Here is a 23428-nt window from a genome sequence, read left to right on the forward strand (position 1 = left end):
TATATGACCGAAATCATCAATTTTACTAAGAATAAGCTGCAACAGAAAAAGATAGCGGCGGCTGTCGATCTTTTTTTATTTTCCTATCGCAAGGCAGATTTTTTGGTGTCGGTAGTCTTGGTAGGGGATCGCCGGATGCAGAGTTTGAACCGTAAATACCGGGGCCAGAATAAAAGCACGGATGTCCTGTCCTTCCGCCAGGAGGAATACATGGGTAATATCTTGGGGGAGATATTTATCAATTTACAGGAAGCGGCTCGGGTCAGGAAATTCCAGGGATTATTAGAAGAACTAAAATGTAAAGATATTAATTTCCGCCATACCAAAGATTTCATTTTTTATTTCCTTTTGACTCACGGCTTGCTGCATCTTATCGGTTATAATGACGATAGCCCCAAGGAACGCCAGCTCATGTTAGACTTGGGGAAAAAATTCATGCATAAATTGGCGGGATGTGGTATAATTAAACTATGAGAAAAAAGCCATCTATGGCTAGGATTAAAATATCCCATCAACTAAAAAAACACTTACACAAATCAACTCATCACCACCTCTTGAGGGAGTTTTTGATTATCCTGATTTTGACCTTGTTGGCTACTTCTGGCTGGTTGCCGATTACTTTTTTAGAAACAAAAGATGGCCAGGCTTTAAACCAGGTAAATAATTGGGCTTTCACCGGAGCATCGACTGGCTGGACTGCAGGTAATGGTACAGGAACCAATACTTGTGGCGATGATAATTCAGCCACAACTTATGCTTTTGCTACTTTTGCTTATTACGCTAATGATTTCCGGGCCGTTACTGGCACCACCGTTGGTCGCGACTATCGTGGCCATATCAGACAGACCTTTGTGGCCCCTGGGTCAGGCGATGTTAAAGTCAAAGGACGTTTTAAATATACGACGAGCGCGACTTCGTGGACCAGTGCTAGCGGCTGGGCTCGTTTAGATATCTATGATGCTGCCAACTCTACTTTTATAGGTTCTCTAGGTTGTGTCACCTTCAGCTCTTCACTCACTAACCAATATTCTGCCTATGCTAGCGATGTGACTTTAACTGGTGGCACTACGTATACTGTCAGAGTGACGATGAAGGCGACACGTGGCTCCTTGTCTAACGTGACCGTTAGAGTAGATGAAGTTGTCGTTAATGCCGCCCCTGTCGGTGTAACAGCTAGTGCGCCAGCTGATACGACTAATGCAGCTTTAGATTGGACAGCTAGTACTGGCGGCAGCAGTTCCAATGCTTTGCATGGCACGACTCCCTATAAAGTTTATCGCAACACGGCTTCTCCGGTTACGACCAGTAATTTTTTAGCAAATTCGACCACTGATTCCTATACTGACTCCAGCACTAGTCCTAGGGTGACTTATTATTACGCCGTTACTAACTATGACACCGGTTCATATGAATCACCCCTATCAGCCGAGGTGTCTGTAAAGACCCGGCCGGCTACTCCGGGGGCTATCAGTTTTTCAAGTGTTACTTCTAATTCAATGCGGGTTAGCTGGTCGGCTCCTTCAGCCGGAGCTGATAGCTATAAGGTGGAAAGGTGTGAAGGAACCGGCTGCAGTAGTTACGGGGAAATTGCCACCGGCGTTACAAATACTTATTACGATGACTCTGGTTTGAGTAGCGGCACGGTTTATCGTTATCGTATCAGGGCAACAGATAGCGTTAGCGGTGATGGCGCTTATAATACTCCAGCCGAGCAAGCGACAACCGCGGCCGCTCCGACAGCGACCACCCAGACTGCCTCCAGTATTAATTACAACGCTGCCACCGGTAACGGCACGGTCACGGCCACTGGCGGAGAAAATCCTACTCGTTATATCCAATGGGGCACGACTGTCTCATACGGTAGTTCTTGCAGTGCCGGAAGCGGCGGTACCGGCGCTTATAGTTGCGCTATCAGCAGTTTAAGTCCTAATACTCTCTACCATGTCCGCGCCTATGCCACTAACAGCGGCGGCACGGGTTATGGCAATGATTCAACTTTTACAACTTTACCTGGTACCACTAGTTTGCCAGGGACTCCTATTTCTAACGTTGGCGCAACCGCTATGCGCTTTACTTGGACCGCCCCTTCAGGTGGAGCTGATAGCTATAAAGTGGAAAGATGCCAGGGGACGAGCTGTAGTGATTTTTCTCAGATTGCGTCCGGCGTTACCAATACCTATTATGATGATTCTAGTCTAACTGGTAATACTATTTATCGCTATCGAGCTCGGGCAACGAATACGACCGGCGATGGCGCCTATTCCAATGCCACTAGCGATCAGCTAACCTACCCGGACGTTCCAACTAGCATTACTTTCTCTGATGTCACTACCAGTTCAATGCGTGTTAATTGGTCGGCTCCTGCCGGCGGAGCGGCGAGTTATAAAGTGGAAAGATGTCAGGGAACAGGGTGCAGTGATTTTTCCCAGATTGCCACTGGTGTTACAAATACTTATTACGATGACTCTGGCTTAAGTGCCGATACGGTGTACCGTTATCGCATGAAAGGCACTAATTCGGTGGGTGACGGTTCTTATGCTACCGCTGCCGAAAGATTAACTAGCGGTTCTGGTGGAGTCACTTCAGAAAACAATATCCGGGGCAATGCTTATAATGCCACCTATGGCAAGATCTCTTTTAACTGTCTTGATGATGGCACCGGCGGCCATTTTCCCTATACCTTTCCTTTTCCTTTCTCCACTGAACCCTGTAATCCAAATACTCACGGAGTCAATTTAGATGAAAGCAATAATTTTGCCGGCGAGGCTTGGAATGCGACTTTAGGCTTGATTACTTTTAATGCCACGACTACGCCGCCTGATAATTATGCTTTTAATACTAATTGTCCGAATACTTGTAATTTGGCCAATAATTGTTGGGCTTGCTATAACGAAAATGACCAAAAGATGTATGGTTGGGCCAGGGTGATTAATGGTGGGCAATGGATACAATTCAATAGCAGTCTGGCGCCTCAGTCCAGTATGAATAATTATCTTTCCCCGAATCCCGGCATCTTTAGCGGTTATGCTTCCAGCTCCTTCGGCTCTATCAGCTTGAATTGTATCAACGATAATTCTTGTTTAAGCGATGATTATAAAGTCTATCGCTGGCCGATAGAGATTAGACAATTAAGTGCGCCTAATTGGGCTTTCTCTGAGGCTTGTTCCAGCGGTGCCCGGCAAGCGGTGCTCAAATGGTATGTAAATAGCGGCTCGCAAAGCGCTTATCAGGTAATTATCAATAATGCTAATAACACGACTAGTCCGATCTATGATTCCGGCAAGACAAGCGGTTCGGCTAAGCAGTTTATCTGCGATGGCGGCGCCTGTTCCTTGGATTATGACGAACACTATTATTTCTGGTTGCGCCTCTGGGACGAAAGCTACACAGCTACGCCGACTCCTTGGCGGCAATTCAATACTAGTGCTGGCGATGTTTTGACTGATAATGTAGCCGCAAACAGCAGTAGCCAGAACCCAACCCTAACCTTTACGACCTATAAGCATGAATTCCCGATGCCTTATTTCTCTTGGAGTCCTTTTGATGTGATCGTCGGCAGTACCACTAGTTTCACTAATTCTTCCCAGTATTATAACAGCACTTATCCTAACTATAATCCTCAGGTCTGTTCCGCCGGCACCTGCTATTACCTTTGGACAACGACCGACACCGGAGCGATGATTGCTAGTAACACGGCGGCGACTACCAGTATTGTATTCACCAAAGCCACTGGCACCAGGGTATACTTAAAGACGACTGATGCGGATAATTATTTCTGCAGTACCTCCACCCTGTTGAACGTTAACTTCTTGTTACCGACCTGGAAGGAAGTCAAGGCGACCTCGACCGGTAATTAATTATTTAATCGGATCATTAATGTTTCCAAGAGTCTCTAAATATTGTCGCCTCTTCTTGGCGACATCTTTAAAAGTAAATTCCAAGCCGCGTCGTCTGCCCGGCTTTTCTTTGCCGGAAGTAATTGTCAGCTTATCGATTATCGTCATGATTACGGCGATATTTCTCAGTAATTATCGCGATGCAGAGAAGAGAAGCGATTTAAGCATGAGCGCCCAGAATCTCGTGAGTGATATTCATTTAACCCAGAGTTATGCCTTGGGCTTGGCTGAGTATGCCGGTGAAGTGCCCAGCGGCGGCTGGGGGCTACACTTTGACAGTGCGACCTCGAGTGCTGATCGTTATATTATTTTTGCCGATACTAACGCTAACCAGCGCTATGACGTGGGCGAAGAGGACCCAAACAGCGGCGGTCGGACAATCTATTTTTCTAAAACTACCAGAATCAAGGGTTTTACTGGAGTAACCAGCCCCTTAGATATTACTTTTTTGCCACCCGACCCCATCACTACCATCTATGGCGGGAGCGGGACTTCGACCGTGGTTGATATCATTCTGACAGAAATAGTTAATAATACGGAAAAATCTGTCCAGGTGAACTTTTTAGGTTTAGCCGAAGCTTTAGATTAGATATTTATGAAGCGCTTACTTTCCAAATTCCCAATATCCAAGCCCGGCTTTTCTCTCTTAGAGGTAATTACCGTCTTGTTCATTATTTCCATCGGCATGATCGGGACCATGTCTCTTATCGTCCAGAATATTCAGACAGAACAGGCTAATCGCGGCAATCTTATTGCTTGCCAATTAGCTCAAGAGGGCTTGGAGCTTATCAGGAAGACCCGGGATAATAATTGGCTAGTGCCTCAGGATTGGCTGACTGATTTAAGCGACGGGACTTATAAGATGGATTATTCGATGGCCACCCCCACGTCGATTACAACGATTGATGAAGGCGTTTTGTTACTAGAAAATGGCTTTTATCGCCATTATGCGCCGGCCGAAGGCGAGAACGTCAATCTCGAGACTGATTTTTACCGGGTTTTGACCCTGCAATCTTTAAGTGAAGTCAGCGAACAAGTCCAGTCGGCCGTTACTTGGTCTAATCGGGGCCGCGAATATAATTGTACTTTAATGACTATCCTATATGATTGGCGTTAGTTTTTTTAAAAAAGCAGAAAATAAGTCCGGATTTACTTTGGTCGAAGTTCTAGTGGCCACCACGATTTTTGTCGTCATTATGCTGTCGGCTACCAGCATCTTTAAATATGCTTTAGAGGGTCAGAAGAAGAGCTTGATGTCGCAGAACGTCCAAGAAAGCTTGCGTTACTTTTTGGAGGTTATCGGCAAGGAAATCAGGATGGCTCAGCGCGATAACGGGGTTTGTACGAGTACGCCCGATACCCAGATATTTGCTTCCAGCACTAATGCTTTCGGTGATGTCTTGGAGTTTAAAAATTACCATGGCCAGTGCGTCCGTTATTATTTGTTTGGCGCTGGAGATTTCACTCGTTTTACCGTCAAGCGCGATACCGCCATCGAGTTTATCTCTCCCTTGTCAGTTGATGTTTCGGATTTGAGGTTTTTGGTCGAGGAAGAGGAGGGCAAGCAAGCGTTCGTGACGGTCAGCTTCAAGGGTGAGGCAGTGACTCCGTCTGGGGGTAGGGCAGAGGCGATCAATGTCCAAACCTCCATTGTTTCCCGCTATTACCCCCTAGATTAAGTTTATGTGGCAGAATCTGAAAAAATTCGTTGATTTCAATCATCCGGGCAGCGCCTTGCTTTTGTCTCTCTTTATATTGACCAGTATCGTCGTGGTTGCTTTCTCCGGGGCAAGCGGGGTCTTGTCTAACGTCAAGATCAGCGGGGCTGTTACCCGGTCTTTTCGTGCCTATTTCGCGGCTGAGGCCGGAGCTGAGAGGCTTTTGTTCGAGGTGCGCCATAACGAGTATGATTTGGGGGTTTATTCTGGGAACAACATCTTCTCTGACACCTTAAGTAATGCCGCTACTTATCGGGTAGATTATAAATCTTTTGCCCCGACTATTTTTTCTTCGGTTGGATCTTTCGACAAGGTAAGGCGGAGCGTGGAAATAAGCTTCTAAGGCCTTCCCATATATTTGAAAAATTGGTATAATTAAAATATCAAGAGCAAGTCAAGTTTTATTAAATTTTTTTAATTAGCAGACTTGCCCAAGCCTATGAAAACATGGCTCAAAAATATCCCCTCTTTAAAGCTAATAAGCCTAGTCGGTTTTTTTATTTTTGCTTTTGCATTGATATCAGCTGATTCGGCCCAAGCCCTATCCGGGGATTACAATAAAGCGACTAATGGGATTTTAGCTAACACGGATTGGAACAACCTGCCTAACGATTTTTTACCTTTAAGTGGCGGTTGGTTGAGCGGCAATCTAGCTATCGGGACTAGCAGCACTTCTACTTATGCCCTAAACGTTAACGGCACTATCAATGCCACCACCTTTATCGGCAGTCTGACTGGTTCGGTTAGCGCGGCCAATGTCTCTAACGGAGCTTTTGGTTCTAACGTTGGTGGCGGTCTTTATAGCTTCCCGTCTAACGTCGGGATCGGGACGACGAATCCGGGGTACGCTTTAGAAGTAAACGGGGTTATTTATACTTCCGGATCAAATTATGTTTCCGGCAACTCTATTATTGGTCGTTCTAGCGTACAATCTCCTCTATTTTTTAACACAACGGACGCTAATACTATTATTACTACTAGAACAGCGACAAAAGATATAGTGTTGAATTTAAATCAGGGCGCAGGAACGGAAATCATGAGACTTACTTCGAGTGGCAACGTCGGAGTCGGCGTAACCAATCCAAGCTATAAGTTGCAAGTATCACAGTCTACAGACACTTCTTTGTATGTGGAAAGGACCGGCGCTAATGCTTCTGCCGGGATTGTCAAGGCAGGGGACGGTCTAGTAACCATCGGGGCAAATACTTTTGATCCTTTGCAATTGGTGGTCAATGCTAATCCGGTCATGTATTTAACGACTGGAGCTAACGTCGGCATCGGTACCACCTCTCCAGCTTATAAATTAGATGTTTCTGGTGGCCAAATTAATTCTTCTGGCGGCCTATGTATCGCTGGCGATTGTAAGACCGCCTGGTCACAGGTTAGCGGTATTAGTTATTGGACACTTAATGGTTCTACTTTATACGCCTCTAATACCGCTTGGAATATTGGGATCGGGACGACCAGCCCAACTTATAAACTGTCTATCGGCACCGATGGTAGCTTCAATAAAAATCAGGGATTATTTTTTGATAATTCGGTTGGCATTTATCGTATTGCGAGCACTCAATTAGGGATTGGTAACGGAACTGGTGATGTTATCATTGAGGCTGGCGGCGTACTCAGAACAGCAAATAACTATCGTTTAACTGCAAGCAATGCAGCGGCGGCGCCAACTTATACTTTTAACACAGATGTAGATACGGGTATTTTTAATCCAGCAGCTAATTCTATTGCCATTTCCGCTAGCGGGACCGAAGCGATGCGGATTATTGCTGGTGGTAATGTCGGCATCGGCACCACTAATCCATTAGCTAATCTTGAGATTTTGGCCTCTTCTTCAGCCAGGGTAAACCTGAAAGGACTTGATTCTGGCAAAAATGCCGGCATCTATTTAGGCATGTCGTCCAGGGAGTGGAAGATGGAGCAGTTGGCTTACAATACTTATGGCAATAATCTCTATGATTTTGAAATAAAATATGTCGGCACGCAATATGGCGGTAATTTGTTATTTAATCCGGCCGGCAATGTCGGCATCGGGACAACCAACCCAACCTCTGCTCGTTTAGTCGTGACGGGAGACTCTACCTATAATATTGATGCTGGGAGCATGAAAATCGCCAACGTGGCTCCAGGATCAACGTCTACTGATGCAGTGAATAGGAATCAATTGGATTCAGCAATAGCTGGTATTTCATATTGGGATGTTAATGGGTCAAATATTTATGCTTCTAACACTTCTTGGAATGTCGGTATCGGTACCACCTCTCCAGCTTATAAATTAGATGTTTCTGGTGGCCAAATTAATTCTTCTGGCGGCCTATGTATCGCTGGCGATTGTAAGACCGCCTGGTCACAGGTTAGTGGAACTAGTTATTGGGGTCTAAATGGAAGCAATTTATATGCTTCTTCAACGGCTTATAATGTCGGAATCGGGACGACTAACCCGAATCATAAATTGGAAGTAAATGTTACTTCTGTAAATGATAATAATTTTCTTTCTTTAATAAATAATGCCGGTTGGACTTCAGGTAAATATAACAACGTAGTCTGGAGAGATTCTACAAATATAACAGGTGCGCTCGGTTTAGTATATAATTCAGGTTCTGCCACCGTAGATTTTACTGTTAATTCCTTGTATAACGGTGCCTATAAAACCACCGCCTATGTCCCCTTTATAATCAAGGGTAGTGGCAACGTCGGCATCGGCACCACCACTCCAAATTCGCCTTTGCATGTTGTAGGAGCAGCTGGTTCTTTCGGACAACTTAACATTGATTCTACCTCTACCGCTAACCAGTCTAATTTCGCTATTTCTAAGGGTGGTTTGAGATATTGGGCGATTTATACGCCTGGTGAAAATTCAGATTTTAGGTTCTACGCTGATCCGGCTAGAAGCGGCGGCGTGGGCGATATTATGACTTTGGCTAACACGGGCAAGGTGGCGATTGGGACTACAACTATGACCTCAGCTCAGTTATCTGTTAATTACGTTGGTGGTTCCGGCGCTTCAATTGATGCTGGTAATTCAAGGGTGCAAAATTTATCTACCGCTACTGATCCTAAAGATGCTATATCATATGGCCAGGCTACATCTACTATGTGGGGCATATTAGCCTCTCCGATGATAGCAAATTTTGATTTAAATAATCATGATATCATTAATGTCAATAAGTTGACTGTTAACACTATCGATCCTTTGTATAATATCCGAGGGACAAAATACTCTACTTACGCCGCCTCTATCGCTGGCGGGGTCAAGGAAGAATATGTGGGCAATCTCAGGATAGACACCTATCATGCTGGTTTTGGCTATGAAAAAGTTTTAGATTTTTCAAAGATTGAAGCTGGTGATGACCTCTGGGTCTGGCGTAATGTGGTAGATTTTGGTCCTGATAACGTCCAGGTTTTCATTACTCCGTTTGGTAGTTTCGCTCAGACATATTATTTAGTGAAAGATAATAAGATAGTCTTCCGGAGCGATAAGCCGGTTTCAGTTTCATATCGCTTGATTGGTAAGCGTTTTGACTGGAAGTCTTGGCCGACCAAAGCTCTTAATCAGACAGAGAGGGCTGGTTTAGTGATCGATTAAATATTAAATTTATATAAATAAAAGGAGGTTTAAGCTCTAATAAATTAGCCCTTAGACCGAATAATACTATGGATAAATTCACAACTGAGCCAAATTCCAAAAAAATTTGGATCTTATTGGGCCTAGTAGTGGTTATAATCATCATTACTGTAATCGCGGCTATGCCTAAGCAAAAAAAAGAGGCAACAACTCCTGCTCCTAAGCCAGCGGCCACCTCTATCAATGATACTGCGGCTAAGAGCCAGGTGGAAATTGCTCAGGAAAGCGTTGCAGCCTTGAAGGACGCCGCTCAAGTAGTGCCAAACAGTATTAATTTAGTCACTAAGGATAATAAAGTGGTTAACCTTCAGGGTGAGGTGGTTAGGACTGATCTGCCTTTAACCTCTCCGCAAGCTCCGCAACAGACCGGCCCTCTTAATAAAGAAGAATTGTCCGCCAAAGTCATTAAACTTGATATGAGTTTAGAGAAGGGAATCAGTCCGGCAGAATTCACGGTTTCTAAGGGAGCACCGATTTCCATTGCTGTCAGCTCAATTGACCAGTGGACTCATATTTTCCGCTTTGAGGATAAATCCTTATCTTCTGTGGCCATCGGAGTTTCTACTGGAGAAACCAGAGCCATGACTTTCAATGCTCCGACTAAGGCAGGGGAATATAAGTTCTATTGCGATTTACCTAGCCATGCTAGCCGAGGCGAAGTTGGTAAAATGATCGTCAAATAAATTTTATAATATGAAAAATCCTAATAAAAAAATCTTAATTTCCCTGTCTATTGCTTGTCTTTTAGGATTATTCGCCTACCTCTCGCCCACCCTGGCTAAGGTCATAAACTTTGGTACTGGTAGTGATACTTCCTACTTTCCCGGTAATATTGGCGTGGGCGCAACCACTACTGATAAATTAAACGTTAGCGGTACTTTAAGAGTCACTGGGACAACCACCTTAGCCGCCTATACTGGCCAAGGCAACCAGTGCCTTTATGTGGATAACGGCGGTATCGTCAGGATGCTGGGCAGCCAATGCGGTTCAGCAACCGGCGGCGATAATCTAGGTAATCATACCGCAACCCAAAACCTTAATTTAGCAGCTAACGCTTTAGTAGGTAACGGCGGCAGTACTGGTATTACGATTTCTAGCGGTGGAGCGGTAAGCGTTGCTAATGGTCTGACTTTGACTTCTGGAACTCTATCTTTGCCTAATAACGCAGTCACTGATGCTATGGTCTCTGACACTCTAACTGCTTCTAACCTAGTATCCGGTAGTGCAGTCGTTTCGGATGCGGAGGTGGATAATAATATAACCGTTACTAGCGGCACGATTGGCAGTAATAACGTTTCTTCCGCTTCTACTTGGACAACTTTAGGCACGTTGACGATTGGTGATAATGGTGATGCAGTTTTGATGTCAGCCACTAATTGGGATGTTGATTCTTCTGGCAATATCTTTGCTAATGGTGGATTTTCCACGTATGACACAACAGTGACTGATAACTATATCGAAGCCGGAGGCTTTTGTATGGGCAATGGCACCAACTGCATTACCTCTTGGACTAATGCTGGCGGCAACGTTAACGCTTCTTCGCCGACCGCTAATTATGTCACTAAATTTTCTGACAGCGATACGATTGCTAATTCACAGATTTTTGATAATGGTTCTGGAGTTGGCATCGGCACCACCACTGTTTCCTCGGCTCGCTTAGTGGTTGATAGCGCCTCAACATATAGCATTGATGCTGGGGGTAAGCCAATGATTAATGTAGGTATATCCGCTGATCCCACCGCTTCTGTTAATAGGAATTATGTAGATTCAGCTATAGCCGGTATTAGTGGCGGCGGTGGTTACTGGATGACGACTGGTAGTGCTATCTATGCTACAAGTACCATGACCAGTGTCGGTGTTGGTACAACCTCTCCAACCGCTCCTTTTGAGGTCTATGGCGGTTTCTATATGGGTGGCGGTAGTGGCGATGTTGATAATAATGGATATGTTAATTCCATCGACGCCTTGATCGCTGCTCAATTTGCTCATAATTTAACTAGCTTAACTCCTTTGCAACAGGCCATGGCTGATGTCGATGGTGACGGCATGGTAACTGATTTTGATGCTAAGAACATCATGAAAAGGTTTGTAAATATTTATAGTAGTCGTAATCAGATGAATACAGAAAGTCGGAGACTCAAAGCTCTCGGGCTTAATTTTGACGGTAGCGGACAAGTAATGATTGGTTATAGCGATTATTCTAATGAGGTGTATATGCGCGATCGTTTTACCGTTTTTGGCACATCTTTAATGGACACAACAGCGACCAGCACCTTTAATCCCTCTAATAGCACCTCAAGTGCCTTGATGCTCACCGGCCCTTATGGCGGAGGCTTGATATTCAAAGACACCGCTTATGGTGGCCTTTGGATGTCTGATAGCGGCCAGACTTTGAATTTTGCCTCTAATGGCAGTGGTAGCGGTTTCGGTAGCACTTACGGCCAAATGGTTTTAAAGAATGGTAACGTCGGCATTAGCACTACTAATCCAACCAGGCCATTGCATGTTGTCGGTAACGTCCAGGTAGATTCTGGTTCCGTAACCGCTGATGCTTTCTACTATAATTCTGACCGGACTTTGAAGAAGGATATTAAGCCGATATATGGAGCTTTAGCTAAAGTTTTGAACTTACAGGGTGTCTCCTTTAAATGGCGCGATAGCGGGGAAGCCAACTATGGCTTTATCGCTCAAGATGTAGAAAAAGTGTTACCAGAGTTAGTGGAAACCGGAGTCGATGGCAAGAAATCTGTCGCCTATGGTAATTTCACTGCCATATTAGTAGAAGCTCTTAAAACTCAGCAAAAGGAAATTGATTCTCTACAGGCTAGGGTTAAGTCCTTGGAAAGCAGCCTAAAATAGTTATCAGTTTGAATTAATCTATCTCTTATGAAGACTAATCGGCCAATTTTTAATCAAAAGATGTTTCTGGCGATGGGAGTAGTTTTAGCTGTCTTCCTAATTATTTTAGTGATCGTCGACATTTCTCGCCGGAGCGGGAAGGAAGCCGCCAAAAAAGTCTATCCAGAGACCACTGATAAGTCGACGGAGCTCGTTATTCCGGTTGGCCGGACCGAAACCGAACCCAGCCCATTCAGGGCAGAGGTGCCAGCCAATACGGTCGTGCCCGAGATGGATTCTGACCCCAAGAAGATAACGGACAAAGAAATCGTGGTTCCGACTTATGTGGCGCCCGCCGCTCCAGGGATTGAAAGCAAGTTCCGGATTTTTGATATCAAGGGGGAGGATAACGCATATAACCCCAGCAAGATCATTGCCAGAGTCGGGGATACTGTTCATGTTAATTTTACCGCCGTTGATAAGGATTATGATATAATCTTTCCTGACTATAGCATGTCACAGCAAGCTAAGATGGGCCAGACCAAAGTTTTAGAGTTCCAGGCCTTGCAAGAAGGTGATTTCTTATACTATTGCCAAGCTTGCGGCGGACCTAATAGTACGGCTGTCGGCCATATAATCATCGTTAATAAATAGTCTTGATAATTAGATTTTTTATATGTTAAAAAAATCTACCATACCAATCAGCTTGATGTTGCTCAGTTTAGTGGTCTTTTCGATAGTCTCCATTAAGACCGCTTTGGCGGCCGGTTACGTCAATGTCACCAATGGCTATCAGATTCTGGTTAATCAGGGGATAGTAAATTTAACCGCCCAGACCCGGAGCATTAATATCGACACTTCGAAGGTGACGACATCATTTTTTATCCCTACTAAGACTGTGGGCGAAGTAGATTCATATCTAGCTAGCCCTTTGCATACAGCCGTGCAGCAAGGGGGTGACACTACTCCGCCGACTTTCACCTTGGTTAGCCTAACCCCGACCCAGAACTATACTTATGCTAGTTTTTCTATTAATGAAAACGGGTATTATAAGTTTGCTCAAAGTACAAGCGGTTATCCTTCCGAGCCTGGCACGGCTTGGATGCCAATGACCGCTAATTCAAATTATCTTGTAAATATCGGCGGGCAGTATAACACCTTCTATTACTACCGTATATTCTATAAGGATGCGGCTGATAATTCTGGCGTTTATAGTGGTACACTGACCACGGCTTCTGACACTCAAGCCCCTAGTATAAGCATTTCTTACGGTCCGGCCCTGTCAAGTACGAATCCACCAGCCTATGAAATAAACTTTTATATGAATGAAAACGGCCAATACGGTTTTGCTTATAGTCCGAGTTCTTATCCAGATCCGGCCACTAACCAATCCGCAACTGCTTACCAGGTCTATAATCATCTAATTGGTGATCAGGCTAATACGGGTTATTATTATACAATAAAAGCTAAAGATGCTGCTGGTAATACTAGCACTCACCAGAATTATGTTGTAACAACTAGCGATACAACTGGACCAGTGTTATCTGAAATCACTGATTCTCCTGGGCATGATCCAGCGACCTTAATTAGTTTTATCTCTGATGAAGCCGGAGAATACCAGATATTATATGCAGCCACTGAAGAAGATCTAATGAATATGGATGAACCAGTATCTTGGGAGACAATGTCTGCGGGCAATAATGGTAAAGAAATCGGTGATGAAACAGTGAATACTAATTTCTACTATATAATTTATGCTCGTGACACCTTGTTTAATACCAGTAACTCAGGGGTACTAACGGTAGGAAGTCCTGGTAGTGATGATGGTAATCCTGATATTTCTATTGTCGGCCAAAGGCCTAGCGCCACTCCGCCAGCCATGGAGATACTGATTCAAAACGATGGCGCCGACGAAACTTTTTATCAACTTTTCTGGTCAATCGATCGTGAGTATATTAATACCTTGAAAGATATTGAACCAGCTAAAAATGGACAAGCCTTAGGTGCTCCTGGTAGATCTATTACCGAATTGGTCGGTGACACCCCCTATACCCATTATTTCTATAGGATATTCACTCAGAATCCGCATAGACCGGAGACCATTAATTCTACTAATAGTTTAGAATTGGACACTGAAGGAGGCGCGGATTGAATGTAGATCTAGTTGGTTTGCTAGGGTTTAGTTTTTATTGTATACTAAGAGTTGATTATTAATTGCATTTAATTATTTTATTACTATGAAAAAAGAAATATCCTTGATCCCCTTAATTCTTTCCTTGTTCGTCGTTATCCTCGTCGTCTTATGCGTCTATTTCGGTTGGCAGGTTAAGCGCCAAGAAACTAGGATCAATAAGTTACAGGCGACCGTAGTGGATAACAACAACAAAGTCAACGCTATCGTCTCTTTCATCAACTCCAGCCTGGCAAGCACTCAGAAGAAGTAATAAAAATTAAAATATAATAGCTTATGCGAACAGAAAAAAATATGAAAAAAGAACTAATCTTTCCTTTGGTCATCGGTTTAATTCTCGGCGTCCTAGTAATGCTCTTCTGGCAATTCAATTCCAAGCTTAACAACCAGAGGGCGATTTTGATTCAATTAGAACAAGCAGTTAGCACTAACACCAAGACCATTGGTGATGTCGTCAATTTTATCAACACGGCTGCTAATCCTCAGGGGGCTAACAATGCTAATCCCAGCCAAAGCACGCCGCCAGCCGAGACTCAAGAATAGCAAAATATCCTTAATTTTAAGCAAAAAACCGCCTTATCTTGGGTGGTTTTTTGAAAAAAAAGATGTTATAATTAAGCCATATCATCTTATATGACTAAAAACGAAGCTAAAGAAAGATTAAAAAAACTGCGGGCAGAAATCGACCGCCATCGCTATAATTATCATGTCCTAGATAAGGAAACCTTGAGCCCAGCGGCTCTAGATAGTTTGAAGAATGAATTATTCAAGCTCGAAAACGAATGGCCGGATTTGATTACGCTTGATTCGCCGACGCAGAGGGTGGCCGGCAAAGCCCTGTCTAAGTTTGCAAAAGTCAGGCACGATCGCCCTATGATTTCGCTGTTTGATGCTTTCTCTGAGACTGATATGTCGGATTGGGAAGATCGTAACCGCAATTACCTGAAGAATCATCCGGCTAAACACCGTCCCTTTGTCTATTATTGCGAATTAAAACTGGACGGCTTGGCCTTAAGCTTGAAATATGATTCCGGCGTCCTAGTATCAGGGGCGACTCGCGGCGACGGCCAAGTGGGCGAAGACGTGACAAACAATATCAGAACGATTGCTAGCATCCCTTTGCGTTTGCATCTACCCGCGATAAAAGATTTGGAAAGTTTAGGCCTCAAGGCAAAGGAGGCTAGTTTTTTCTTGGAGGAAATCATGGTTAGCGGGATAGAAGTACGCGGCGAAGCGATTATGACTAAATTGGTTTTTAATGAGTTGAATAAAAAATATGAAGCTAATGGACAAGCTTTGCTGGCTAATACTAGAAATGGTGTCGCCGGTTCTTTACGGCAACTTGATCCCAAAGTCACGGCGGAACGGAAATTAGATTTTTATGCCTATGATTTAATCTTCAGATCTCCTCGGCTTGATGGACTGATTAAGACTCGCGCCCAAGCCGATGCCCTGGTAGCCTTGCTTGGCTTTAAAACCCTGAAACAGAATCGAGTGTGCCATAATCTGTCTGAGGTTTTTAAATTCCAAAGAAGTATTGGAGAAAAAAGGGAAGCCTTGCCCTTCGGGATAGACGGCGTGGTCGTAAAGTTCAATGAGCTTGATTTCTGGAAAATCTTAGGGATAGTGGGCAAGGCTCCTCGCTATATGATGGCCTATAAATTTTCAGCTGAACAAGCCACTACTGTCATAAACGATGTCATCTGGCAGGTAGGCAGAACCGGTGTTCTTACTCCAGCTGCTATCTTGGATCCGGTTAGTGTTGGCGGGGTGACTATCAGCCGGGCAACCCTCCATAACTTGGATGAGATCAGGCGTCTAGATTTGAAAATCAAAGATACGGTCGTGGTGGAACGCGCCGGCGACGTTATTCCGAGAGTGGTCGAAGTTCTAAAGAAATTAAGAACCGGGAAGGAGCGAACTATCTTAGAACCGCAGCGCTGTCCCCGTTGCGAAGGGCAGGTAGTTAAGCCTAGCGGAGAAGTTGCCTATCGTTGCCAGAATAAGGACTGCTATGCCGTTAACCTTAGGAAAATAATCCATTTTGTATCTAAAGGAGCCTTGGATTTTGTGGGCTTAGGTCCTAAGATCATTGAACAATTTTTAAGCGAAGGCTTGATCAAGGATCCGGCTGACCTCTTCTTCTTGCGCAAGGAAGACCTTAGCGGCTTGCCCGGTTTTGCCGAGAAAAAGATCGATAATATCTTGGAGATAATTAAAAATCGCCGTTTGCTTGATTTAGACCGTTTCTTGTACGCGCTAGGCATCAGGCATGTCGGCGAAAGTAGCGCTCAGAAACTAGCCAACTATTTAGGCTTTTCCGCTCAGACTATCAGCATCAAGGCGCTTTTAGCCCGGGCTCAGAAATTAACTATTTCCGAGTTAGAGGAGCTGGATGATGTCGGTGGAATCGTGGCGCGGAGTATCCATGATTTCTGGCGGGATCGTCACAATTTAGAGTTCTTGGCTAAGCTAGACGGGGCAGGGATAAGGCTCCGGGTGCAGATAGCTGAACACCTCGCCGATCAGCCTCTAAAGGGCAAAAAATTCGTTTTAACCGGCACTTTGCCTAGTTTGACAAGGCAGGAGGCAAAAGATAGAATTAAAGCAGCTGGAGGCCTTAATCAGGACAATGTCGGCCAGGACACGGATTTTTTAATTTTAGGTAGCGACCCCGGCGCAAAATATGAGAAGGCGAAAAAATTAGGGCTTAAGATTTTGGACGAAGCAGCCTTTTTAAAGCTGTTGGAGTAAACAAAAAATCTCCCGAGCGGGAGATCTTTGCGGTTTCACTATAGTAGTTGTATGAGCCGAACTTTAGCTTTTTCAATATAGCAAATTTTATAGCTAAAGTCAATTAACTTTTTGGTGGACCCGCGGGGATTTGAACCCCGGAAACCGAAATGCTAAAGTTCAGTTCACTACCGATAGTCGGGCCCACGAAAAAATATCATAGCATAGAGCCCTTCAGGGAAAATCAAAGGAAAAATAAATTTTTGTTAAATCATATATGTCTCTTAAACTTGCCGAAGTAAAACATATTGCCGACTTATCTCGTTTGGAGCTGAGCCCAGCCGAACTTAAGACCTATGGAGCTCAACTATCATCCGTTTTAGATTATATTGATAAGTTAAAAGAGGTAAAAACTATGCCTCATGATTTTTTAAGCCCAGATTCCGACCTGAATAATATCTGGCGTTTGGACGAGGTGAGGGCTTGGGATAAAAATGAAGTCGAAGCCGCCTTAAAGCAAGGCGATTTAGAGGGGCGTCTGATTAGGGTGAAGAAAGTTTTATAGACAAAAAATCTCCCGAGCGGGAGATCTTTGTAGCTTCACTATTGGTTACCAAAACTTAACTTCATAAATATAGCAAATTTTATAGCCAAAGTCAATCAAGGCCTCGGTGGACCCGCGGGGACTTGAACCCCGGAAGCCAAATTGTTAAGTTTTGGTTCACTACCGATAGTCGGGCCCACGGAAAAATATCATAACATAGAGCCCTTCAGGGAAAGCCGAAGATAAGATAAAATTTTATTAAGACAGTCTATGAATTTAAATAGCTTAAGCATCGCTAGAGCCAGAGAATTATTAGACGCTAAGGAAATTAGCGCCCTGGCTTTGACGCAGGCCTGCCTGGATAGGATAGAAGCGGTCGATGAAAAGATTAAAGCTTGCCTGCTGGTAGCCGAAGTTACAGCTTTAGAAGAGGCTAGGCAAGCAGATAAAAGGTTGGCGGCCGGTGAAAGAGGTCCTTTGCTGGGTATTCCATATCTAGCTAAAGATATCTTGATGACCAAAGGTTTAAATACTACGGCGGCTTCTAAGATTTTAGAAAATTATATCGCTCCTTATGACGCGACCGTCATTAAGAAATTAAAAGAAGCGGGCGCCGTGCTTTTAGGCAAGACCAATCTGGATGAATTTGCCCATGGCGCTTCTACGGAAAATTCGGCTTATGGCCCTAGTAATAATCCTTGGGACTTAGAAAGGGTTCCTGGCGGTTCAAGCGGCGGTTCAGCGGCAGCAGTAGCAGCCGATCTGTGCTTGTTCGCTTTAGGGACCGATACGGGCGGTTCGATCCGTCAGCCAGCCAGCTTCTGCAACTTAGTGGGACTAAAGCCTAGCTATGGCCGGGTTTCCCGTTTTGGCTTGATGGCCATGACTTCTTCGACCGACGTTATCGGTCCTCTAACTAAGACAGTGGAAGATGCAGCGATGGTACTGGAAGCTATTGCCGGTGATGATGACTTAGATGCGACTACCTTAAAAGACAGTCCGGATCATTATGCTAATTTGCTTAATCAGGATATCCGAGGCTTGAAGGTCGGCTGGCCCAAAGAATATTTTACTAAGAATCTAGATAAGAAAATTCTCAGCCTACTAATTAGGGCCAAAGAGGACTTAATCAGGTTAGGGGCGGAAGTTATAGAAATTAGTTTGCCTCACACCCCATATACCGTGCCAGTCTATTATATTATTACTCCGGCGGAAATCAGCTCTAACTTAGCCCGTTTTGACGGAGTCGCCTGGGGTTTGAGCCACGATCAAGCCGAGGATTTGCAGGCTTTCTATAAGCAGAATCGAGGGCAGGGCTTCGGTCCGGAGGTCAAACGGCGGATAATGCTAGGCACCTACACTTTGAGTGCCGGTTATTTCGATGCTTATTACAAAAAAGCCCTAGCAGTCAGATCTTTGATTAAAGCCGATTTTGCTTCAGCCTTTAAAGATGTTGATATTATTTTAACCCCGACTACTCCACACCCAGCTTTCAAATTAGGCGAACAGGTAAATGATCCCTTGGCTATGTATCTTGAGGATATTTATGTAACCGGCGCTTCTTTGGCCGCCTTGCCGGCCCTATCTTTGCCAGCCGGTTTCGTAGACGATTTACCGATCGGCTTGCAACTTATCGGCCCGAGTTTGAGTGAAGCCCGGATTCTCAGCGTTGCCCATCAGCTGGAAAAAATAAATGCTTATAATACTATAAAAGCTAATTTATAAATCTATGCTTACTCTATCCAAAAAAATACTTTGGATTGCTTTAGTGCTAGTTATAGCCATGACCTTTGGCTTTACTTTCTGGGCCATAAGCCTATCCCAGAAGGCTAGCGTTAGCCAGATTAAAGCGATTATCGCCGCTCAGCCGGTGGCGGCTACTTCTGCCCAGACATATCAAGTGGATAAAGCGCCACAGATTCAAGATGGTGATTGGCTCTTGGGTGATAAGCAGGCCAAAATCAGGATGTTTGTGTTTGAAGATTATGCCAGTCCTTACTCAGCAGAATTTAATGATACAGTGGAAAGGCTTAAGTCTGAGTATCAAGATAGAATCGTGTTTATCTTCAGGCCCTTTATCAGCAAAAGCGATCCCTTGTCGGCTCTGGGCAGCCAAGCGTTGGTGTGTGCTGGGGCTGACTGGCTTAGTATGAGAGCTAATATTTTCCGCTTGGTTAAGGAAAACAAGTTGACCGCTGATAGCCTGCAAGCAGCCGCTGTGTCTAAAGAAGATTTTGCTGATTGCCTGGCCGGCTTGCCAAGTTTGGAAAAATCAGCCAAACTAAGTGAGTCCGCTAAGGACTACGCTGTCATTGGAGCCCCCACCATCTTTATTAATGATAGCTTGATAGTCGGTGCTCGGCCCTATGAAGATTATGTTGATAGTAATGGTGATAAGGTTGACGGCCTGAAAACTATCATAGAGAGAATAAAATAATTTTAATAAGCCGTTTACGGCTTATCTGGAGAGGTCGCATAGTGGTCGATTGCGCGCGCTTGGAAAGCGCGTATACCGCAAGGTATCGAGGGTTCGAATCCCTCTCTCTCCGCAGACAGGGACGGAGTGAGTCTAAAAGCTCACTTCGTCTTTTGTTTATGGGGGTTTTCTCCAGTTCGAACCTTGTTGTTTTATCGTTAAGGAGTTTTTGTGATTTTTGAATCGGCTCGAGCCATTTATAAGCTAATATTCCAAGTTTTTTTGGTCCAAAGTTCAGTTCGAGCCTAAATGCAAAAAAATGGATTTATCTTCCTTTTGCCTTATGGTATATTTAAAGTATGAATTTTGTTGAACTAAAAGCCGAATATTATTTATTCAAAAAGGCAGACTTTGGTCGTGTCTATGTTTTTGTTGATTTTGGCAATGTCCGTCCTTGGGCTAAAGAATTATGGCCGGAAGAAAATAAGTTCAGAATTAGCCAGGAAGTAGATATCGCGAAATTGGCAGAAATTATTAATTGGATTTTTCCAATAAAGAGACTATTTTATTACGGCCGTTATTTAGAAAATACAAATTTTCCCAAAGAGCACGATAATAATAAAAAATATCGAGCCTCAATGTTCAGACTAGACAAAGCCAGAAAGAACGGGTTTGAAGTTAAGACTAAGGACATTAAAATGATTCCGCATTATGATGAGTCCGGCGTCTTTTTAAATAAGGTTCCGAAATGTAATTTTGATGTAGAGATAACCATGGATATGATCACTAAATCCGAGAAATATGATACGGTCATGCTTTTCTCCGGCGATAGCTATTTTGGCGGACTGCTTAGTTACTTAAAAAGCAAAGGTAAAAAAGTGATTGTTGTTTGCACTAGGAACAGAATGAGTAAAGAGTTGCAGGCCGTGGCTGATGTGTTTATTCCGGCGGAAACATTGGGCGGCTTTTTAAAGCTTGAAAATACCAGAATAAAAAAACACTCCGCTTGCGCGGAGGTGTGAATACAATCCTAGTATCGTTTAGGGGACGATAGTCTTTCGACTATGATAATATTATATTATATATCAAAAAATTGGTCAATAGCTTAAGAAAATTATGAAAACTGCAATTTTAGACGGTGCTAACATGGACATCGACTTGACTTCCGAGGATAATACGTCCTGGAAGCAAATGAAATGCCCATGGAATGAAGCTGAAGGAAATAATATCCACAAATGTGCTATTAAGAATGTATCTATTTGTGATTATTTTTGCGGTATTCAATATTTAGATAATGTAATTTGTTGCTATCCAGAAAAGAATAATTTAATTGATAGTAAAATAAATAAAAAATCAGAATAATTATAAAAAAGCTCGAATAGCGTCCCTAACACCCCGCATGCGAATTAAGGCAAGCTCTACCGCTTGTCTTAATTTGTATTAGACATAAGGAGGAACAGTTTATTCCTTTAGGTGCAAATACCCCGAGGCGGAGGCAAAAATTCTCCTCTTTATGAGTTGACAAAATAACAATAAATATGCTATATTTATTAATCAATTATTAATTAATTAAAAATATGATGAACTATTTATTACTTTCTGTGGGCTTAGTAATTTTTTTAATCATTTTAGCTGGTATACGAGTTGTTAGCCAAAACACCGTTCTAGTCATTGAATTTTTAGGAAAATTCAAAAGAATCATGAATGCGGGATTAAATTATAAAATTCCACTTTTTGAGAAGGTTGTAGAGAAAATCTCTTTGCGCCAACAAAATTTTGCGATTAATGGCTTATATCCTTCTAAAGATAAAGTTATCATAGATGTTTCAACCAACCTTATCTACTCCGTGGAAAGCAATAGTGACGGCGTTAAAAAATATGTTTACGCCCTATCTGAAAGAAATAAATCTATTGGCGCAATTATCGAAAATTCTTTACGAACTTATATCGCCAAGGAAACACATGAAGGTATTTTAGAAAAAAAGGAAGAATTAGCCGCTCATATTAGAGGCGATTTAGAAAAACAATTTTCTGAATGGGGCATGCTTATCAATAGTTTTCAAATTACGGGAGTCAGTTTTCCGCCGACCATTACCCAAGCTATGTCTGAGGTAGTAGCCTCTGAACAGTTGAAAAAAGCCGCCGAAAACAAAGGAGAGGCCACTAAGATTCAGGCCGTTAAAGAGGCTGAAGCAGAAAGAGAAAGAAAGCGTCTCCAGGGCGAGGGTATAGCCATGGAAAGGGAAGCGATTGCCAGGGGGTTAAAAGAGTCGATCGAAATCGTTAAGGGTTCGACCAATCAAAGCTCTTCCGAGATATTAGCCCTGCTGACATTAACTCAATATCTGGATACTTTAAAAACCATCGGTTTAAATGATAATAGTAAGGTGATTTTTATGGACACCAGTGTTAATAAAACTTCAGATTTATTGCAACAATTGACCGGAGCATTGGAAATTAACAAATCCCAGAATAAAGTTTAAATTATTCTTGATTAGACAGGAGTCAAATATAAAATTAGGACGTCAAAGTTTTTGTCCAATTACAAGAGCCAGATTTCTTAGAAATTCTAGCTAACTTAGCTGTCGATAAAAAAATAAGGACAAGATAAATATTTTTAACAAAAATTTTATGGAACAACCAATGAATAAGCTCCAAGCTAGAAAAAACATTCCGTGGTTCTTGTTGGTAATAGTTATTGTTGTTTTAATGGCACTGGTAGCCGGCGTGATAATTTTTTGGTGGTCTAATCAGAAACAGCTAAGGCCTAATAATGAGATTGACTCTTTACGCACTCAAGTCGGCCAGTTGCAAGAAACTTCTGGCGCAGATTCCTCATTAACACCCGCCCCCATAGCACAGCCAGATTCAAGCAGTGTATTTGAATTAAATAAGAAGGAAGCGGGCACCAAAATATATTATTCTGATAAGTTGGGCATCGGGTTTACATACCTTTCCCTGGATCCTGGATATACGCCGAATATTACCGAAACCGCTACTAAAATCGATCTTGATGGGCAATCAATTGAAGTATTTACAAAAGATCCGAAGCTTACATTAGCAGAGGCTATTAAAGATAATTTTTTGTCAGGTTACGACCAAAAAGATTGTTTTGTGAAAGTTTATGAAACTAATGAGCAGGAGCTCTCAAATTATATCTCGGCTGGGATTTCTTTTCCTGCGCCCAGCGACCCAAGTATGCCTTGGTGGCAAAATTCTGTTAAATGCCCACGGTATTACAGCGAAACTAACGGTTTACAATATTTCCTTATGAATAATGACGTTCCGGACAAGTTTTTATTCGTCAAGCTAGGGCAAGCTTCGTCAGCTTCTGACGGCACTCCGCGAACCCCGGAAGTTGGTTTTGATTGGAGCCATTCCATTCGCATCTTAAAATAGGATCCAGGAAAAAGCCGCCGTTAAGGCAAAAGTTTAAATTTTTAATTCCCATGGTTTAGCCC

21 protein-coding genes and 1 tRNA gene are annotated in these 23428 nt (G+C 43.3%); all 22 read left to right on the top strand.

Annotated features, from left to right (window positions below; all coding sequences use genetic code 11):
- The first annotated feature begins 3 nt into the window (after positions 1-3).
- Positions 4-474 carry an rRNA maturation RNase YbeY gene (gene ybeY, locus WC441_00745; GenBank protein ID MFA5163036.1) on the top strand — a complete coding sequence of 157 codons (471 nt, stop codon included), beginning with the start codon at positions 4-6 and terminating at the stop codon, positions 472-474.
- Positions 471-3857, top strand: coding sequence for a fibronectin type III domain-containing protein (locus tag WC441_00750; protein MFA5163037.1), 3387 nt, complete (start codon positions 471-473; stop codon positions 3855-3857). Before ybeY ends, WC441_00750 begins: the two co-directional genes overlap by 4 nt.
- A 19-nt stretch (positions 3858-3876) precedes the next feature.
- Complete coding sequence (locus WC441_00755) at positions 3877-4485, top strand: prepilin-type N-terminal cleavage/methylation domain-containing protein (protein ID MFA5163038.1); 609 nt, start codon at positions 3877-3879, stop codon at positions 4483-4485.
- Between the two features lie 6 nt (positions 4486-4491).
- On the top strand, positions 4492-5013 hold the full coding sequence (locus WC441_00760; protein MFA5163039.1) for a prepilin-type N-terminal cleavage/methylation domain-containing protein: 522 nt from the start codon (positions 4492-4494) through the stop codon (positions 5011-5013).
- Positions 5000-5575 carry a prepilin-type N-terminal cleavage/methylation domain-containing protein gene (locus WC441_00765; GenBank protein MFA5163040.1) on the top strand — a complete coding sequence of 192 codons (576 nt, stop codon included), beginning with the start codon at positions 5000-5002 and terminating at the stop codon, positions 5573-5575. Before WC441_00760 ends, WC441_00765 begins: the two co-directional genes overlap by 14 nt.
- 4 nt (positions 5576-5579) lie before the next feature.
- Positions 5580-5957, top strand: coding sequence for a pilus assembly PilX N-terminal domain-containing protein (locus WC441_00770; GenBank protein ID MFA5163041.1), 378 nt, complete (start codon positions 5580-5582; stop codon positions 5955-5957).
- A gap of 96 nt (positions 5958-6053) precedes the next feature.
- Entirely contained in the window at positions 6054-9206 is a 3153-nt protein-coding gene (locus WC441_00775) for a hypothetical protein (protein MFA5163042.1), read from the top strand.
- A 68-nt stretch (positions 9207-9274) separates the two neighbouring features.
- Complete coding sequence (locus WC441_00780) at positions 9275-9928, top strand: cupredoxin domain-containing protein (GenBank protein ID MFA5163043.1); 654 nt, start codon at positions 9275-9277, stop codon at positions 9926-9928.
- 10 nt (positions 9929-9938) lie between these two features.
- On the top strand, positions 9939-12104 hold the full coding sequence (locus WC441_00785) for a tail fiber domain-containing protein (protein MFA5163044.1): 2166 nt from the start codon (positions 9939-9941) through the stop codon (positions 12102-12104).
- Between the two features lie 27 nt (positions 12105-12131).
- Complete coding sequence (locus WC441_00790) at positions 12132-12737, top strand: cupredoxin domain-containing protein (GenBank protein ID MFA5163045.1); 606 nt, start codon at positions 12132-12134, stop codon at positions 12735-12737.
- 22 nt (positions 12738-12759) lie between these two features.
- Positions 12760-14235, top strand: coding sequence for a hypothetical protein (locus tag WC441_00795; GenBank protein ID MFA5163046.1), 1476 nt, complete (start codon positions 12760-12762; stop codon positions 14233-14235).
- Between the two features lie 85 nt (positions 14236-14320).
- Positions 14321-14527: a hypothetical protein gene (locus WC441_00800; GenBank protein MFA5163047.1), complete on the top strand. Its 207-nt coding sequence runs from the start codon at positions 14321-14323 to the stop codon at positions 14525-14527.
- Positions 14528-14568: 41 nt separating this feature from the next.
- Complete coding sequence (locus tag WC441_00805; protein MFA5163048.1) at positions 14569-14817, top strand: hypothetical protein; 249 nt, start codon at positions 14569-14571, stop codon at positions 14815-14817.
- A 90-nt stretch (positions 14818-14907) separates the two neighbouring features.
- A complete protein-coding gene (gene ligA / locus WC441_00810; protein ID MFA5163049.1) occupies positions 14908-17028 on the top strand; it encodes an NAD-dependent DNA ligase LigA in 2121 nt (706 codons plus the stop codon).
- 256 nt (positions 17029-17284) lie between these two features.
- Complete coding sequence (locus tag WC441_00815) at positions 17285-17572, top strand: Asp-tRNA(Asn)/Glu-tRNA(Gln) amidotransferase subunit GatC (GenBank protein ID MFA5163050.1); 288 nt, start codon at positions 17285-17287, stop codon at positions 17570-17572.
- A gap of 249 nt (positions 17573-17821) precedes the next feature.
- Positions 17822-19276 carry an Asp-tRNA(Asn)/Glu-tRNA(Gln) amidotransferase subunit GatA gene (gatA, locus tag WC441_00820; protein MFA5163051.1) on the top strand — a complete coding sequence of 485 codons (1455 nt, stop codon included), beginning with the start codon at positions 17822-17824 and terminating at the stop codon, positions 19274-19276.
- Between the two features lie 4 nt (positions 19277-19280).
- Positions 19281-19988: a thioredoxin domain-containing protein gene (locus WC441_00825; GenBank protein ID MFA5163052.1), complete on the top strand. Its 708-nt coding sequence runs from the start codon at positions 19281-19283 to the stop codon at positions 19986-19988.
- 27 nt (positions 19989-20015) lie between these two features.
- Positions 20016-20100, top strand: a tRNA-Ser gene (locus tag WC441_00830).
- 226 nt (positions 20101-20326) lie between these two features.
- Positions 20327-20989, top strand: a complete 663-nt coding sequence (locus WC441_00835) for an NYN domain-containing protein (GenBank protein ID MFA5163053.1) — start codon at positions 20327-20329, stop codon at positions 20987-20989.
- 94 nt (positions 20990-21083) lie between these two features.
- Complete coding sequence (locus WC441_00840) at positions 21084-21329, top strand: hypothetical protein (protein ID MFA5163054.1); 246 nt, start codon at positions 21084-21086, stop codon at positions 21327-21329.
- Between the two features lie 215 nt (positions 21330-21544).
- Positions 21545-22450, top strand: a complete 906-nt coding sequence (locus WC441_00845; GenBank protein ID MFA5163055.1) for an SPFH domain-containing protein — start codon at positions 21545-21547, stop codon at positions 22448-22450.
- Positions 22451-22598: 148 nt separating this feature from the next.
- The gene (locus WC441_00850) at positions 22599-23366 is read left to right on the top strand and encodes a hypothetical protein (protein MFA5163056.1); all 768 of its coding nucleotides are present in this window, start codon (positions 22599-22601) and stop codon (positions 23364-23366) included.
- Positions 23367-23428 lie beyond the last annotated feature (62 nt).

This window comes from Patescibacteria group bacterium, assembly GCA_041651355.1.
In the GTDB taxonomy this organism is placed as follows: domain Bacteria; phylum Patescibacteriota; class Patescibacteriia; order Patescibacteriales; family UBA12465; genus JAPLVX01.